At 38.8% G+C, this 14,498-nt stretch carries 20 protein-coding genes; 11 read left to right on the top strand and 9 right to left on the bottom strand.

The annotated features are described in order from the left end of the window. The first annotated feature begins 5 nt into the window (after nucleotides 1–5). The 3 genes from BUA72_RS15750 (at nucleotide 6) to BUA72_RS15760 (ending at nucleotide 1,968) form a co-directional block, all read left to right on the top strand. Nucleotides 6–404, top strand: a complete 399-nt coding sequence (locus BUA72_RS15750; RefSeq protein ID WP_228407898.1) for a VOC family protein — start codon at nucleotides 6–8, stop codon at nucleotides 402–404. A 144-nt stretch (nucleotides 405–548) separates the two neighbouring features. After that, nucleotides 549–1,334, top strand: a complete 786-nt coding sequence (locus BUA72_RS15755; RefSeq protein ID WP_072923814.1) for an XRE family transcriptional regulator — start codon at nucleotides 549–551, stop codon at nucleotides 1,332–1,334. Between the two features lie 19 nt (nucleotides 1,335–1,353). After that, a complete protein-coding gene (locus BUA72_RS15760) occupies nucleotides 1,354–1,968 on the top strand; it encodes an alpha-ketoglutarate-dependent dioxygenase AlkB family protein (protein WP_072923816.1) in 615 nt (204 codons plus the stop codon). Nucleotides 1,969–1,989: 21 nt separating this feature from the next. On the opposite strand, the gene xth is transcribed toward BUA72_RS15760, so the two are convergent. Next, nucleotides 1,990–2,763 carry an exodeoxyribonuclease III gene (xth, locus tag BUA72_RS15765; protein ID WP_072923817.1) on the bottom strand — a complete coding sequence of 258 codons (774 nt, stop codon included), beginning with the start codon at nucleotides 2,761–2,763 and terminating at the stop codon, nucleotides 1,990–1,992. 173 nt (nucleotides 2,764–2,936) lie between these two features. On the opposite strand from xth, the gene BUA72_RS15770 reads away from it, so the two are divergent. From BUA72_RS15770 to BUA72_RS15780, 3 genes are all read left to right on the top strand, one after another. Further along, complete coding sequence (locus BUA72_RS15770; protein ID WP_034725526.1) at nucleotides 2,937–3,164, top strand: hypothetical protein; 228 nt, start codon at nucleotides 2,937–2,939, stop codon at nucleotides 3,162–3,164. A 10-nt stretch (nucleotides 3,165–3,174) separates the two neighbouring features. Next, entirely contained in the window at nucleotides 3,175–3,408 is a 234-nt protein-coding gene (locus tag BUA72_RS15775) for a hypothetical protein (RefSeq protein WP_072923819.1), read from the top strand. A gap of 144 nt (nucleotides 3,409–3,552) precedes the next feature. Beyond that, on the top strand, nucleotides 3,553–4,119 hold the full coding sequence (locus BUA72_RS15780; protein WP_047455301.1) for a YciE/YciF ferroxidase family protein: 567 nt from the start codon (nucleotides 3,553–3,555) through the stop codon (nucleotides 4,117–4,119). 99 nt (nucleotides 4,120–4,218) lie between these two features. Here the strand turns inward: BUA72_RS15780 and BUA72_RS15785 are convergent, their stop codons facing one another. Both BUA72_RS15785 and BUA72_RS15790 read right to left on the bottom strand, forming a co-directional pair. Next, nucleotides 4,219–4,674 carry a hypothetical protein gene (locus tag BUA72_RS15785; RefSeq protein ID WP_072923821.1) on the bottom strand — a complete coding sequence of 152 codons (456 nt, stop codon included), beginning with the start codon at nucleotides 4,672–4,674 and terminating at the stop codon, nucleotides 4,219–4,221. A 31-nt stretch (nucleotides 4,675–4,705) separates the two neighbouring features. Next, nucleotides 4,706–5,050 carry a hypothetical protein gene (locus BUA72_RS15790; protein ID WP_072923822.1) on the bottom strand — a complete coding sequence of 115 codons (345 nt, stop codon included), beginning with the start codon at nucleotides 5,048–5,050 and terminating at the stop codon, nucleotides 4,706–4,708. A gap of 211 nt (nucleotides 5,051–5,261) precedes the next feature. Between BUA72_RS15790 and BUA72_RS15795 the strand changes: the two genes are divergently transcribed. Next, nucleotides 5,262–5,873 carry a DNA-3-methyladenine glycosylase gene (locus BUA72_RS15795; protein WP_072923824.1) on the top strand — a complete coding sequence of 204 codons (612 nt, stop codon included), beginning with the start codon at nucleotides 5,262–5,264 and terminating at the stop codon, nucleotides 5,871–5,873. Between the two features lie 35 nt (nucleotides 5,874–5,908). On the opposite strand, the gene BUA72_RS15800 is transcribed toward BUA72_RS15795, so the two are convergent. Together BUA72_RS15800 and BUA72_RS15805 are read right to left on the bottom strand one after the other, a co-directional pair. Then, nucleotides 5,909–7,306 carry an alkaline phosphatase gene (locus tag BUA72_RS15800; RefSeq protein WP_072923826.1) on the bottom strand — a complete coding sequence of 466 codons (1,398 nt, stop codon included), beginning with the start codon at nucleotides 7,304–7,306 and terminating at the stop codon, nucleotides 5,909–5,911. A gap of 218 nt (nucleotides 7,307–7,524) precedes the next feature. Beyond that, nucleotides 7,525–7,863, bottom strand: a complete 339-nt coding sequence (locus BUA72_RS15805) for a MerC domain-containing protein (RefSeq protein ID WP_072923827.1) — start codon at nucleotides 7,861–7,863, stop codon at nucleotides 7,525–7,527. Between the two features lie 162 nt (nucleotides 7,864–8,025). Between BUA72_RS15805 and BUA72_RS15810 the strand changes: the two genes are divergently transcribed. Then, nucleotides 8,026–8,553 carry a hypothetical protein gene (locus tag BUA72_RS15810; protein ID WP_139259628.1) on the top strand — a complete coding sequence of 176 codons (528 nt, stop codon included), beginning with the start codon at nucleotides 8,026–8,028 and terminating at the stop codon, nucleotides 8,551–8,553. Nucleotides 8,554–8,557: 4 nt separating this feature from the next. On the opposite strand, the gene BUA72_RS15815 is transcribed toward BUA72_RS15810, so the two are convergent. Further along, the gene (locus tag BUA72_RS15815) at nucleotides 8,558–9,037 is read right to left on the bottom strand and encodes an NUDIX hydrolase (protein WP_228407899.1); all 480 of its coding nucleotides are present in this window, start codon (nucleotides 9,035–9,037) and stop codon (nucleotides 8,558–8,560) included. Nucleotides 9,038–9,060: 23 nt separating this feature from the next. Continuing rightward, nucleotides 9,061–9,912 carry an AraC family transcriptional regulator gene (locus tag BUA72_RS15820; RefSeq protein WP_072923832.1) on the bottom strand — a complete coding sequence of 284 codons (852 nt, stop codon included), beginning with the start codon at nucleotides 9,910–9,912 and terminating at the stop codon, nucleotides 9,061–9,063. A gap of 89 nt (nucleotides 9,913–10,001) precedes the next feature. On the opposite strand from BUA72_RS15820, the gene BUA72_RS15825 reads away from it, so the two are divergent. From BUA72_RS15825 to BUA72_RS24240, 3 genes are all read left to right on the top strand, one after another. Then, nucleotides 10,002–10,979 carry a polysaccharide deacetylase family protein gene (locus BUA72_RS15825; RefSeq protein WP_072923834.1) on the top strand — a complete coding sequence of 326 codons (978 nt, stop codon included), beginning with the start codon at nucleotides 10,002–10,004 and terminating at the stop codon, nucleotides 10,977–10,979. Nucleotides 10,980–11,162: 183 nt separating this feature from the next. Further along, complete coding sequence (locus BUA72_RS15830; RefSeq protein WP_072923836.1) at nucleotides 11,163–11,552, top strand: DoxX family protein; 390 nt, start codon at nucleotides 11,163–11,165, stop codon at nucleotides 11,550–11,552. Between the two features lie 219 nt (nucleotides 11,553–11,771). Then, on the top strand, nucleotides 11,772–11,939 hold the full coding sequence (locus BUA72_RS24240; RefSeq protein WP_139222110.1) for a lmo0937 family membrane protein: 168 nt from the start codon (nucleotides 11,772–11,774) through the stop codon (nucleotides 11,937–11,939). A gap of 77 nt (nucleotides 11,940–12,016) precedes the next feature. On the opposite strand, the gene BUA72_RS15835 is transcribed toward BUA72_RS24240, so the two are convergent. Continuing rightward, a complete protein-coding gene (locus tag BUA72_RS15835; RefSeq protein WP_072924163.1) occupies nucleotides 12,017–12,556 on the bottom strand; it encodes a GNAT family N-acetyltransferase in 540 nt (179 codons plus the stop codon). Nucleotides 12,557–12,652: 96 nt separating this feature from the next. Continuing rightward, the gene (locus BUA72_RS15840; protein ID WP_072923837.1) at nucleotides 12,653–14,128 is read right to left on the bottom strand and encodes an aminotransferase-like domain-containing protein; all 1,476 of its coding nucleotides are present in this window, start codon (nucleotides 14,126–14,128) and stop codon (nucleotides 12,653–12,655) included. Nucleotides 14,129–14,498: the final 370 nt, after the last annotated feature.

Consider the following 14,498-nt stretch of genomic DNA (forward strand, 5'->3'; position numbering starts at 1 on the left):
TTTAAATGAAAATTAAAATTGAACACTATGCCATCTGGTGTCAGGATTTAGAACTGATGAGAACATTTTACATGAATGCCTTCGGGATGAGCAGCAATGATAAATATATCAATCAGGCTAAGAAATATGAATCTTACTTCCTGACATTTGAAGACCCTTTTTCTCCCAGACTCGAACTGATGAAACGGCCTGATATTGCAGAAAATAAAAACACAAGAGGTCACACGATGGGATATGCTCATATTGCCCTTTCTGTAGGAAGTAAGGAAGCCGTTGATCTGTTAACTGAAAAATTCAGAAGGGATGGCCGTACAATTGCTGGTGAAGCCCGAATTACAGGAGACGGATATTATGAAAGTATTGTAGAAGATCCTGAAGGCAACTGGATTGAAATTACAATATAAGTCTGATGCATAAGCTGTTCTGATTCCATAATCCCAAAGTATGATAATTTCCAGCATTAATGATAGATTGGTGTGATTTATTTATTCAGAATGAAGGCTTATTTTGAATCAAAATTTGTACTTTTGTTGATATATTTTGTATCAATGTCAATTTTTTCAAATAATATTCGTTTTTTGAGAGGCCGAAGAAGCCTTTCCCAACAGGCTGTAGCCACTGAACTGGAGATTTCCCGTGTCCGTTATTCCAAATATGAGAACGGAATATCTGAACCGCCTATTGAGCTGCTTGTAAAAATGTCCAAATATTTTCACGTCAGCATCGATCTGCTGGTATCTGTAGACATCCACAAATACCCGATGGAAGAAATGCTGAAACTTTCGGACAACAGAATTGTCCTGCCGGTAGCGGTAGATGACCTTGGAAATGATACTATTGAAATCATTCCGCAGAAAGCATCCATGGGATACCTTGAAGGTTACAGCGACATCGGCTATATCGAAAGTCTGCAGAGAATTGCTCTTCCCTTCCTTACGAACGGCAAATATAGGGCTTTTCCGGCAGACGGGGACTCTATGCCGCCATTCAGAAACGGTTCGTATATCGTAGGAAAATATGTAGAAGGAATCAGTGAGCTGAAACCTGGGAAAACGTATGTATTTATCACGTTAAATGATGGAATTACGTATAAACGTTTTAAAGAAACAAAAGGAAATTCCGTTTGTGTAAGTGCTGACAATTCTTTCTATGAGCCCTATGACATTCCGTTTAATGAGATTGTAGAAATCTGGCAGTACGCTTCAGGAATTTTCCCGGAAGACTTTGAACCGGGGGATTATGAAAGCTATAATTTTAAAGAGATGTTCCGCGAACTGAAACAGGATATCAAAGATCTGGACCGTAAAGTTTCAGGACGGCGAAAGTCTTCATAACTCTAATGCACAGCGCACCATGGATCAGTTAAGTTTATTTGATTCAGAAGAATTCTTCCGTTTTCCGGAAGAGCTGCTGGAATATACAGAACACTTTTTGCCGGACGATGAGGCTTCTCAGCTCGAGGAGCTTCTGATCCGCAATGCTCCCTGGAAACAGAGAACACAGAAAATGTATGATAAAACGGTTCTTACACCCCGACTGACAGCCTGGTACGGAGAGGAAAACAGAACCTACAAAATGAGTGGAAATGATTTCACCGTTAACCCCTGGCTGCCTGAACTTCTTACTTTAAAACAAAAAATAGAGCAAACATCAGGACACAAGTTCAATTCCGTATTGCTGAATTTATACCGTGACGGAAATGATTCGGTCGCCTGGCATCGTGATAAGGACAGTGAACTGGGGAAACGTCCCGTCATTGCTTCCGTAAGCTTGGGACAGGTCCGAAATTTCGATTTCCGGAAAGCGGATGATCACAGGAATAAATACAGCTTACCGCTTCAGCACGGCTCTCTGCTGATTATGAAAGGAGATCTTCAGCAAAATTGGGAACACCGTATTGCAAAGTCTGTGAAGTCTATGAAGCCAAGAATTAATCTTACGTTCAGGCTCGTTCATGAAGTGTCGTGATTAAATTATTCTGAAATCACTTTATTTTTCCAGCTGAATCCAGACCGGTGCATGATCACTACTTTTCGTCCATCCACGGACATGACTGTCCACACCACCCGACTTCAAACCTGAATGCAGATAAGGACTCAGCAGAATATGATCTAATCTTATTCCTGCATTCCTGTCGTAGGCTTTGTACAGGTAGTCCCAGAAAGTATAAATTGTTTCATCGGGATACAGCGTACGGATAGAATCCAGCCAGCCTTTATTTTTCAGCTCTCTGTAAGCTTTTCTTACTTCCGTTCTGTATAAAGCATCATTTTCCCATCGTTCCGGTTTGTACACATCTACAGATTCCGGTATAATATTGAAATCACCGATGAGTATGGCGGGAAGTTCCATTTTGATCAGTTCATTCGTTCGCTTTTTTAAACGCTTGATCCAGTCTAGTTTATAGTCGAATTTGGGTCCAGGATAAGGATTTCCATTGGGAAGATACAGACAGCATATCACCATTTGATCAATAATGACCTCAATATAACGGCTTTGCAGATCTTCCGGATCTCCGGGCAGTGTATCCTGAACTTCAGTAATTTCAAGATCTTTGGTCAGGATGGCTACTCCATTCCAGCTTTTCTGTCCCTTCCATAGAGCCTGGTATCCTGCAGCATTGATTTCCTGAAAAGGAAAACGCTCCTGGGGTGCTTTTAATTCCTGAAGACAAACGATATCCGGTTGGGCCTCTTCCAGCCACCGCAAAAGTACGGGCAGCCGGGCATTGATCCCGTTCACGTTATAGGTTGCTATTTTCATATTTTAAGGTGATTAAATGATATTGTGGACTATTTTCAGATGGCAATAATTATTCCATCCCACTGAGGTTCAGCAAGGTATTTTCAAATAAAAACTTTATTTTTTACTTAATGAAACATCACACTGGCATTGGCATAATTTATTCATAAGCATAAAAATAAAACCATTGTCCCATGTTAAGTAAAAATTTCACAAAAGCAGAATTCGTATTGAATAATGAAAATCAATATCAGCTGGAATACGGTAAAGACGAAATCGGCGAGGGATCGAATTTAACCATTGAAAGGAAAAAAGAAAATGGAGAATTCGAAACCGTACAGGCCAATATTACCAGACTGAATGACCGGATCTTTATAAAATGGAGTGAACCATTTGACGGCAGACTTATCTTTGAAAACTAAAATACATCTTATGAAATACAGCGAAGCCTTAGCCCATAAAAAAGAAGCTTTGAAAAAAGCAGATGAATCTGTAGTGAAAAGCTATCACATCATTATCGTCCCTGCCGATACAGGAGAAAGTTCAAAGTATATTGAAGACTTTTCTAAAAAGCCTGATGATTTTAATAACAGCAGCTGCAAAAAATACTGCTCAAATGATGAGTACGAAGTTGTCAGCTTCAATAAGGAAGAGGAAAGTCACTAACCGATATTTATGTCGTAAATGAAAATGCGGTTTTCGCTTTTCTTTTCTAAGATCAATATTCCCAGATACCACATCAGTACCCGGAACACTAAGCTGGTCTTATAATTGTACACACTAAGTATTAATCACTAAATTATAATTATTATGGCAACCAAAACAACAGCAAAAAAGACAACGTCGAAAACTGTGGCGAAAAAAACAGGTAAAACTCCGGCTAAAAAAGATGCTGCCAAACAGTTGAAAGATTTGTTTGAGGATTCATTGAAAGATATTTACTGGGCAGAAAAAGCTCTCGTAAAGGCTCTTCCTAAAATGCATAAAAATGCCACAGACAAAAAACTGAAAATAGCTATTGAAAAACATTATAATGAAACTAAGGTTCATGTAAAAAGACTGGAAGAATGTTTTACTGCCTTGGGAAAAAAGGCTCAGGCTAAAAAATGCGATGCCATGCAGGGACTATTGGATGAAGGAAAAGGCATTATGGAAGAAACTGAACCGGGAGCGGTAAGAGATGCAGGTATCATTGCTGCTGCTCAAAAGGTGGAGCATTATGAAATTGCAACCTACGGATCATTAGCTGCTTATGCTAAAGTTCTTAACGAAAAAGACTGTCTAAAAAATCTGCTGGCTACATTAACTGAAGAAAAGAAATGTGACCAGTTGTTAAGTAAAATAGCTGATACTGCTATTAATACTAAAGCGAAATAATAAAGAAGTCAAGCTAGAGGCTGGAAGGAGGAAGTTATTGACTAATAAGAACTTTCCTCTTCCGTCCTCTAGGATTTAATTTTAGCTAAAACTCCAATATCACCGGTTTAAAAGGTCTATTTCCCTGTTAATTTTAATCCAGTTAATGCTGTCTGCAATCTGAAGTTCCTTATCAAACTGCTGTTTCCAGTTTTTACCCAATTTTTTCTCCAGGCTTTTAAAATACATCCTATTGGAACGGTCGGATTGTCTCTGTAACCGGGTAATACTGTCGTTGACTTCGCATCCGGTTTCTATCCGTTCATAACATAAGTTCCATTTTTTCACCAGACTGTCGATGCCGTCATAGGCTCCTTGCGGGGGAAGTTCACCGATCCGGATATCTTTCCAGCAAAGAGGTTCTGTTTTTTGTTCAGTCTTTTTTGTAACATCCGGCGTACAGGAAATTATAATTGGAATGGTTAATAATACAACAGAAATTGTTTTTAAAAAAGAAATCTTATTGTTCAATCTTTTTATATCGCTTATTCTTGTTGAAATAGTGGATGTTCCCATGACAGAAGTTTAGATTGTAGTATTATTTTAATCAGCTGATAAAATCGAGCAGGCGTTTTTTGGTAATCACCTGATTTCCCTGGAAAAATGCGTCATCATCCAATCGTGACATTGAGGCCGTAGACTGAGCGGAAAGCCAGGTTACAAATAAATCCCGTGTTTCAAAAATTCTTGGGGGATCAAAATCACCGTCATATACTTCTCCGTATATAAACTTCTGATCTTCATTTACTTTCAGGCCCATTCCACAATAATCCCTGTGACCGTAGGCCAGAACTGCCCCTGTCTGTAATTGATCTGCAACAAGATTGGCGAGCCTGTCTCCAAAAGGACTGTTGTCCGGTTCCGGGGTATCTGAAAAATGATAATTGCCCATAATTTTAAATTATTTTTAAATATCAATAAGGTATCTAAAGTACATCATTCAGATTTGAAATTAATGAATTTTTTAATTAATTTTCATCCATAAGGAATATATATTTTAAACTGAATTCGGAATAAAAGCCGCTAAGGACGTTTGAGATATATTAGAACCATTAAACACTTTGACAGCACCTATAAGATGTTTATTTTTGTTTAATTTTAAAATGATGAATTCAAAGCTGCCCCTTTCCTATTACCTGAATCAGGATGTTCTTTTTCTGGCCAAAGATCTTTTGGGAAAAGTACTTTTCACAGAAATAAACGGCGATATTACGGCAGGTATTATTGTAGAAACCGAAGCCTATTTTGGTGTAGTGGATAAAGCTTCCCACGCCTATGGAGGGCGCCGGACGGAGCGCACTGAAACATTATACAGCCAGGGCGGTATTTCCTATGTTTATTTATGCTACGGAATTCATCATTTGTTTAATGTGGTAACTTCAGTGGATGGTGAGCCTCATGCTGTTCTGGTACGTGCTATAGAACCATTAGTTGGTCAGGAAATCATGGAGCTTAGAAGAAATATGCCCGCAGAGAAGGTTGCGATCTCATCCGGTCCCGGTTCTGCGGCTAAGGCTTTAGGTATTGACCGTTCTTTTAACAAAAAAGATCTGACTGAAAACGAAATCTGGGTTGAAGATCACGGGATCAGATATACTTCTGAAGACATTATCGCAGGACCACGTATCGGGGTTGCCTATGCGCAGGAAGATGCATTGCTGCCGTGGCGATTTTATGTGAAAGGAAACAAATATGTCAGCAAACCCAGATCTTAACTTCAAGAGTAATTAAATTGAATAAATAAATATGTCTAGATCTGCGCGGCTTTCAACATCAGATAATGTAAATCTGTATTTTTGATAAACGCCGGCAAAAGTTCTTTTCCAGGACCATATACTGCGACTTCAACATAATCTCCCGAATGATCCATACTGATCCAGCCAACAGAATTATGCTTCTTCTGAATATCGGAATACGCTTTGAATGGCAATTTCTTATAATTGTAAATTCCGGCTTCCTGCTTTTCGAGTCCTGAATAGAAACTTAGCAAATGCTTGGCATCATCATCAGCAAGACTTATGGTATTGGTTTCGTAGATCCAGTCTTTCATTTTCTGAAGATTAAAATCCGGATGAATCGCATTCAGAATATATTCATTGGTGTATTTATAATTCGAAATGCTGTTAAAATTCTTCGTTGCATCCGCTCCATAAATGGTTCCCGGATTCGCATTGCCATGGTCCGTAGTGATGATGACCAAAGTATTTCCATCTTTCTCCGCAAAATCTATAGCTGTTTTTACCGCTTCATCAAAAGCAAGCTGGTCGTGAATTAAAGCCGCAATATCATTGGCGTGAGCCGCCCAGTCTACTTTTCCACCCTCGATCTGTAAGACGAAACCTTCCTTATGATCTTTCATCTGATCGATGGCTGTCTGCGCCATTTCAGCCAGAGTGGGCGTACTCTGAAGCTCAGAAATATGAGTTCTGTCGATGGAATAGGGTAAAGCGCCGGAATTGAAGATCCCTAAGACCTTCTTCCCTTTTTCACTACTTTTCAGATCGGTTTTATTTTTAAGAATCTGATATCCTTTCTGTTTGTACAGAGCATACACATCTTTTTTGTCTTCTCTTTTTAAAGGATTGAAAAATTCATCACCACCGCCCATCATAACGTCAAAACCAATCTCTGCATACATTTCCGCAATTTCACTTTCTGCATTTCTGCTATCGGAATTTACACAGAAACCTGCTGGGGTTGCATGGGTAATGGTTACCGTTGTTACGCAGCCTGTCTTCTTCCCTGCTTTTTTGAATTTTTGCCAGATGGGAACATATTTTTCACCATTAGCTCCTACATTCAGGACCCCGTTTTTCACCCGGAATCCACCTCCAAAGGAAGAACTGGCCGCTGCCGAGTCTGTAACGATGGAACTGGCCGAAGCTGTATCCATAAGCGCCCGTGAAACTTTATTTTCCTGGTACAGATTCATCCAGTTGCCGTTTTTGCCCAAGATATTCTGAGAATACAGATTGGCCATGGCTAAAGTTCCGGAACTCATCCCATCACTGACCATGAAAATAATATTCTTTGCTTTTTTCTTAGGATCCGGAATATCTTTCAAATTATTGGCAAAGAAATCAACCGGGTTTATAGTAAGAAGGCCTGACAGTAATGCTGAACCTTTTAAAAATTTACGTCTGTCCATGATCATACAATTTCGTAGAGTAAGTTAGGGAGTAATTTTATTTATTGAAATATTGTTGCATTAATTAATTGTGAATTTTAAATTAAGAGGATGGAAGCTGGAAGAAGGAAGTTACTTTTGGTTGATAATTTTGAATAGTTTCCATCAATGAAAACCCTGTCAAGGTTTTGAACCTTGACAGGGTTGCTCTACATCTTTAACGTTCTAACACGCACAATCTAGTGTTTATGGTTTTTAAAATTGATAATATGTCCTGCAATCAGTCCTGCTGCCCCTGCATAAATCAAAGGAATATGAACTTCAAAGATAAAGTCGGCCAAAACGGAAACAGAGATCAGGAAGATGGAAGCCCAGAACAACAGTTTCAGCCATCGGCTGGTCATGTGTTTTGTCACGCTGTAAACTACCACAGCGCCAATCACAAGGAAGGCCAGATCGATATAAGGATTGTGTGATATTCCCAAAGGAATGATCATTAACAAAGGAAAAGCAATACAATGAATAAGACACAGAACTGCCGCAGAAATTCCAACTGCATCAAGAATTTTCGATTTCATAAAATAAAGGGATTTAAATTTCTTATTGTAATTCTATGGCAAAAGTAGAGATAAAAACTAAATAACGCAACTTTGTTGCAATTAATAATCAAAACAAATTAGCCCTATTTGGTTGAAACACTGCTTTAATCTAACCCTTAGTCTTGTTTGAACCCAATAAAAATGCTAATTTTATTTTCACAAAAGAAAACACCCAATATGCCCACCGAAGCTTCCCATAAGCTGATTCCGATGACGGATTTTGTTATCGAGTATTACTCCAACGAAGGATACGCCGATCTTCAGACCTTGAGCCTGATGAAAAACTATGCCCAATTTCTGAGAAAACCTCTAAGTCTTGGAATGTTTGTTCCTGTAGATGCACAGGGAAACGCACTGAAAGAACCGAAAAATTATTCCGCCTGGAAATCTCTTGCTCATAATGACGGGAAAAGAAGTGACATAACCGGATTTGAAGAAAATATCCAATACCAGAAAGCAGAACAAAATTGTATGTTTGATGGTTTTATCGTAGCCTATAATGGCTATTCTGTGGTAAGAATTGAAGCTTCTTATGACCAGAGCATTGAACTCTCTTTCAATAAAAGTGATCTGATCTCGCCTGCGTTTTATGATGTAGAATCACTTACTGTTTTTGAGTCTATATTTTTAACAGCTAAGGCTTTAAAGACTATCGGAATCAAAAAATAAAAGCCTACTCTTTTTCCTTCACTATTTTTTCCAGTTCTGTAATAAATGCTGCCTGTGCAAGATTGATCTTCTTTTGCGCCTCTTCCGACGTGAACCATTCCCATTGATCTACTTCCGGGATTTCGATCATTGTAGAGGATCTAGGGGGCCATTCTATTTCTACGGTATTGCTATAAAGGCCGGAGGTTTCCATGTCTTTTTCCAAAGCCCAGGCATACACCGTTTTTCCTCCTTTCTGCTTAACAGGCTGTAATGGGATAAACTCTCCTTCCACAGATTGACCGGTTTCTTCTTTAAATTCAATAAGCGCACGTTCGAGTGGATCTTCATCGGTTGAGATTTCGCCTTTCGGGATAGACCAGGCCCCCTCATCCTTATGCTTCCAAAAAGGACCTCCGGGATGCACCAAAAAGTAGTACAAATGAGTCTGATCTCTTTTAAACAGCAAAATACCGGCACTTGTTTTCATTACGTTAAGATACATTATTTTAAAAGACTCATCAATGGTCAGACCGGTTTTTCATTTTTGCGGAATGATGAAGGAGATCTTTTTTTATAGCTTTTAAAAATTTTATTAAAATGGCTGGCGTCATTAAATCCAAGCTGATCTGCAATTTCGTTGATGTTATAATTACTCTGTTTCAGAAGCTTTTCGGCGGCTTTTATTTTATGCTGCATGACATGCTGTTGTACGGAAAATCCAGTCTGCTTTTTGATGTAGATACTGATATAATTGGGGGAAAGCATGAATTCTTTTGCCAGATGTTCCAGTTTCATTTTATCCGGATTCATTGCATTCACATTGATATAATACAGAATTTTCTCCGTCTGATTCAAACCTTGTGTAATCTGTTCCAAACCTCCGCTGTTCATCGTATTTCTGATGAGAATAGTCATCATCGCTGAAAAGAGATCTGCACACGTCTCTTTATTGTACAGGTTTTTATCCGTGAATTCATGCAGAAGGATTCGGGCAAGCTGCAGAAGATGCTCCCTGTCTGCCTTATTTTTTATCGCTGATTCATAGACGAAAGAACGGTCTTCCATGAGCATTTGGACAACCTTACCCAATTCTCTTTTTTTATCGGTCTGCAGACTTTCCCAGATATGCTGTTCTGTAAATTTGATATAAATGAATCTGGTTGTACTTTTTATAGAAAATTCGTGGGCATCACTGGGCCGAAGCAGAAAAATATCCCCTTTTTTATAGGCAAATGTAACGCCGTTCAGATGGTGTGTCCCTTTTCCGCTTTCAATCACGATCAGTTCGTAGAAATTATGGTTATGGTATTCAATGTCCCAAACCTCTTTCTCAATACTGAATACGTTGAAGGAACTGAAATTAACAATACGTTTCATGAAACATGGATTTTTACAAATTTAGCATAAATTATTACAATAGATATCACTCATTTATTGAACAATTTTGCAGAACAAAACCATTCAAAATGAAATATTTAAAACAATCTGCTTTACTGATCGCTTCCGCAGTATTCCTGATGTCCTGCTTTGATCAAAATAAAAAAAATCAGGCAGCACCATCTGTTAAACCTGAAACTAAGTCTAAAAAACACTGGCCAAACGGCGCACAGTTGGTCATTTCAGTTTCGATGCAGTTTGAAACGGGTGGACAGCCGGAAGGGGCAGAAAGTCCGTTCAGCGGAACTCCCCTTCCCAAAGGACAGCCCGATCTGCCGGCAGAAAGCTGGTACCGCTACGGAGCCAATGAAGGAATTTACCGCATGCTGGATCTCTGGAAAAAATATGATATCAAAGTCACTTCCCACGTTGTAGGAACTGCTGCCGAAAAATATCCTGATGTGGCAAAAGCCATTGCTGCGGGAGGACATGAGATCGCTGGCCACGGAATTGCCTGGGATAACCAGTGGAATAAAAATTATGCAGATGAACTGCGTTTCGTGAAAGATGGGGTGGATGTGGTCGAAAAAATTACGGGACAAAAAGCAGTAGGTTATAACTGCAACTGGCTCAGAAGAAGCCCCAATACCTTAAAAGTACTGCAGGAACTTGGCTTTCTTTATCACATCGACGATCTTAGCCGTGATGAACCTTTTATCACCAAAGTAAGCGGGAAAAACTTTGTGGTCATGCCTTACACGCTCCGAAATAATGATATTGTCAATATAGAAGGAAAACACTGGAGTCCGGATCAGTTTCTCAACCAGTTGAAATTTGAATTTGACCGTCTGTATGAAGAAGGCAGTTCAAAAAGAAGAATGATGAGCATCAGTTTTCACGACAGAATTGGCGGAACTCCGGCAATGGTGCATGCAATGGAAGAATTCATCCAATATACCAAAGAAAAACAGGGCGTTGTTTTCATGCGAAAAGATGATATTGCAAAAATGGTCTTGAATGATCCGGAAACTCCGGTGGACAACAGTGAAGAGAAATATAATAACTAAAGGTTTGGGAGCACGAAGATGGAAGATGGAGGTTACTGGCAGACGATGATGACCTGACCGATTTTTGATTGGAATTATTTACGTCTCATCATTGAAATACAAATAGACTACAAGTGATTTTCCGGCCTCCATAGACTTCCCTCTCCCATCATCCAGCTTCCATCCCAATAAATTTTAACCATTATGAATAAAAACACAGCCTATTTCCTACTCCGTGTATCTATGGGAGTAAACCTTCTGGGTCACGGCGTGGCCAGAATCCCCAAACTTTCTGTTTTCGCAGAAGGAATGAAGAAAAGCTTTGAAAAAAGCTGGCTTCCACAGCCTTTTGTACACCTGTTTAGCATAGCACTTCCCTTCCTTGAATTTGTGATCGGGGCAATGCTTATTCTCAGCTTTAAGACCAGGATCGCCAATTTTGCGGGAGCAGGACTCATCATTGCACTGCTTTTCGGAAGCAGCACTATTGAAAACTGGGAAGCGATGGGAATACAGATGATCTACGCTTTATTCTTCTACATTCTGATCAATAGACAGGAAGATAACAGCTATTCTCTGGATCGAAAGAAGTAATTTGAAAAAAGGGGCAGACATGCACTTCTGTCCCTTTTAGTTTTTAATAGACTACTATAATAAACTGGTTGCTAATGTTTTAATAATTTATAAAAAATAGAAAATAACCTGTTTAATTTTAATCAATAAAATATTATAGGTACCACATTTTGAGCTTTTAATCTATAAAGGCACAGAATGTGTATTAAATCAAGCAAATAACATTAAAAATTTAAAGTCATGAGAAATTTATTATGGTTAGTCGCTGTCATTTGTATTGTCGTTTGGCTTCTAGGAATGTTAAACATTGTACCGGGAATCAGTACCGGATATTTAGTTCATGTTCTGTTGGTTATTGCCATTATTGTAGTTCTTTACAATATTATTTCGGGTAAAAAACCACTTTAATCTATTATTGTAATCCTTAAAAATAACAGTAAACAGCAGGAAATAGCTTCTCACCGGAACATCTGGAATTTTACATTTTATAAATTCATAGACTCCCACTTGCTTTTGGTAATTTCATAAATGAAATTGATCTGGGGACTTTCTCCAAAATAAGCTATTTCCTGCTCTGCTGTTTTCTCCCCGCCAATGCGGCCTACCGCTATCTGAGAGCGTATATTATGGGCACCTACATGAAATCCCACTTTGGAAACAAATTGTAAAATATAATTCATCATCAGCGATTTCACCGAAGGATTAATTCCTGTTCCCCAATAATCTGTTGTGAAAAAAGTATAACCGATGAATATAATGTCTTCCTCTTCATTATAATCGTAAAAACGGGTACTTCCGATCATTTTACCGGTCTCTTTATCTATCATTTTAAAAGCACCTTTGCTTACCATCGCCCCTTCAAAGAACTTGTCGAATTCTTCTTTTTTCCAGCGGTTTTTCTGAGGATGCTGTTCCCATATTTTGGGATCGGAAGCTAAGGCGTACAGTATTTCGAAATCTTCTTTCTCCAATGGCTGAAGACGTACTTTTTCATTTTCTAAAATGGGTTGAATATTAAAATTCATCATATAAATTTTATGGGTTTAACGGGTACAAAATTAAACCTGTAATGGTTACCACAAACAGTCCATTATAAATAAAACCGATAGACCAATTTTATTTTACAAGACTTCCTTCAAAATAGCCACACTCTTTTCCAGTTCTTCAAGAGAAGGTGATGCAAACCCCAGTCTTAAGGCATTTTCATCAAACTGAGGATACCGGTGTGCTTTTCCGTCCGAAACGTACAATCCTTTTGCCAGAGCTTTTTTAGCTAATTTTTCAAGGTCAACTGACCTGTCAAACTTTGTCCAGACAGACATTCCTCCGGCGGGTACTGTAAATTCAACAACATCTTTCAGCACATCGTTCAATTGCTGGCAGAAAAAATTTCTTCTTTCTTCGTAGACCACCAAAGTTTTTCTGAGGTATCGCTGTATTGTTCCGTCATTCAGAATCTCACCCATTGCATTATCCAGAATATGATCTCCCTGACGGTCCAGCAGAAGGCGTATTTTAGAAAGGTATTCAATCACATTTTCAGAAGCGACCAGATAGCCCATTCTGAAAGCAGGAGAAAGGGTTTTACTGAATGAACCGCAATAAATCACCATCCCGTTTTCGTCTGCACTGGCTAATGGCAGCAAGGGACGATGACTGTAATGAAAATCGAAATCGTAATCATCTTCAAAAATGATGAACTGATATTCTTTTGCCAGTCTCAGCAGCTCAAGTCTTCTGTCGATCCGGAGCGGAACCGTAGTCGGAAAATGATGATGTGGTGTTACATAAACCATTCTCACCTGTTGTTTTTCGCAGATTTTTTTCAATTCATCTATTACAAGACCGTGTTCATCTACAGGAATCATGATGTGATTGGCTTTAGCATGGGCAAAATTCGCTTCTGCCCTTCCCCATCCCGGATAACCGGAAACAATAACGTCTCCTGGTTCTATCAATCCGCTGCAGACGGTGTTGAGGCCCATCAATGTACCCCGTACAGAAAGAATATTGTTTAACGTCGTTTTCAGTCCTCTGGTTTCATTCAGATATTTTGAAATGGCTTCTCTGTAATACACGGAGCCATCCGGATAGCTGTAGCTCCCGAATTTGTCATAAAGCCCGCTTCGGGTCAGCTGATTTCTGTAGGCACGGTATAATTCATGAAGCGGAGCTAGTGTAGGATCCGGAAATCCATCGTCCAGATGAAGTTTTGCTTTGACCGGAGAAAAGGTTACAAGATAATCCTTTTGATCAATCTTAAATCCTCCCTGTTTTTGTGAAATAAACGGATGCGGTTCCTTAAGAGTTTCAGGTTTGTATTCTGGAAGATAGGAGGAGATAAATGTTCCCTTTCCTACAAAGCTTTCCAGCCAGCCCTGAGTCTGTAATTCATCATAAGCCTTGGAAACGGTAATCCTGTTGATTGCTAATATGTCAGCTAGTTGTCTTGAGCTGGGCAACTTCTGTCCGGACTGAATTTTTCCCGTCTTTATCAAGAAAAGAATACGATCGGCAAGCTGAAGAAAAACAGGCTTTTCTAAACTGCGGTTCAGTTCAAAATCATTCAGAATCTGCTTAAATATTGGACTATCCATTTTACATATATTGAATCATAAATATAAACCAATATTGATGGAATATTTTCATTAACCCATAAAAAATCTCTAAATAAAAAAGAGCGGTACAACGACCGCTCTGTGATGATATAAATTTTATAAAATATCAGGCTATTACTAATAAAGGCGACCTAGGAAACTTTAGCGTTAAGAAAATGAATTCTATGAACGTTAAGAAAACTCTTATGTCTGAGTGCGGGACAAAAATAGAATCTTAACATAGATTGTTGCCGCACGAGTTTTAGAGTTTTTAGAGAGTAGATTTCATTTTTAGCGAAAGTTTCCAGTCTTGAACTTTTGGTTCATTTTGCTTCAAGGCAAAAGAACATATTCAATTAAAGAATAATTA

Source organism: Chryseobacterium sp. OV279, assembly GCF_900128945.1.
Classification (GTDB): domain Bacteria; phylum Bacteroidota; class Bacteroidia; order Flavobacteriales; family Weeksellaceae; genus Chryseobacterium.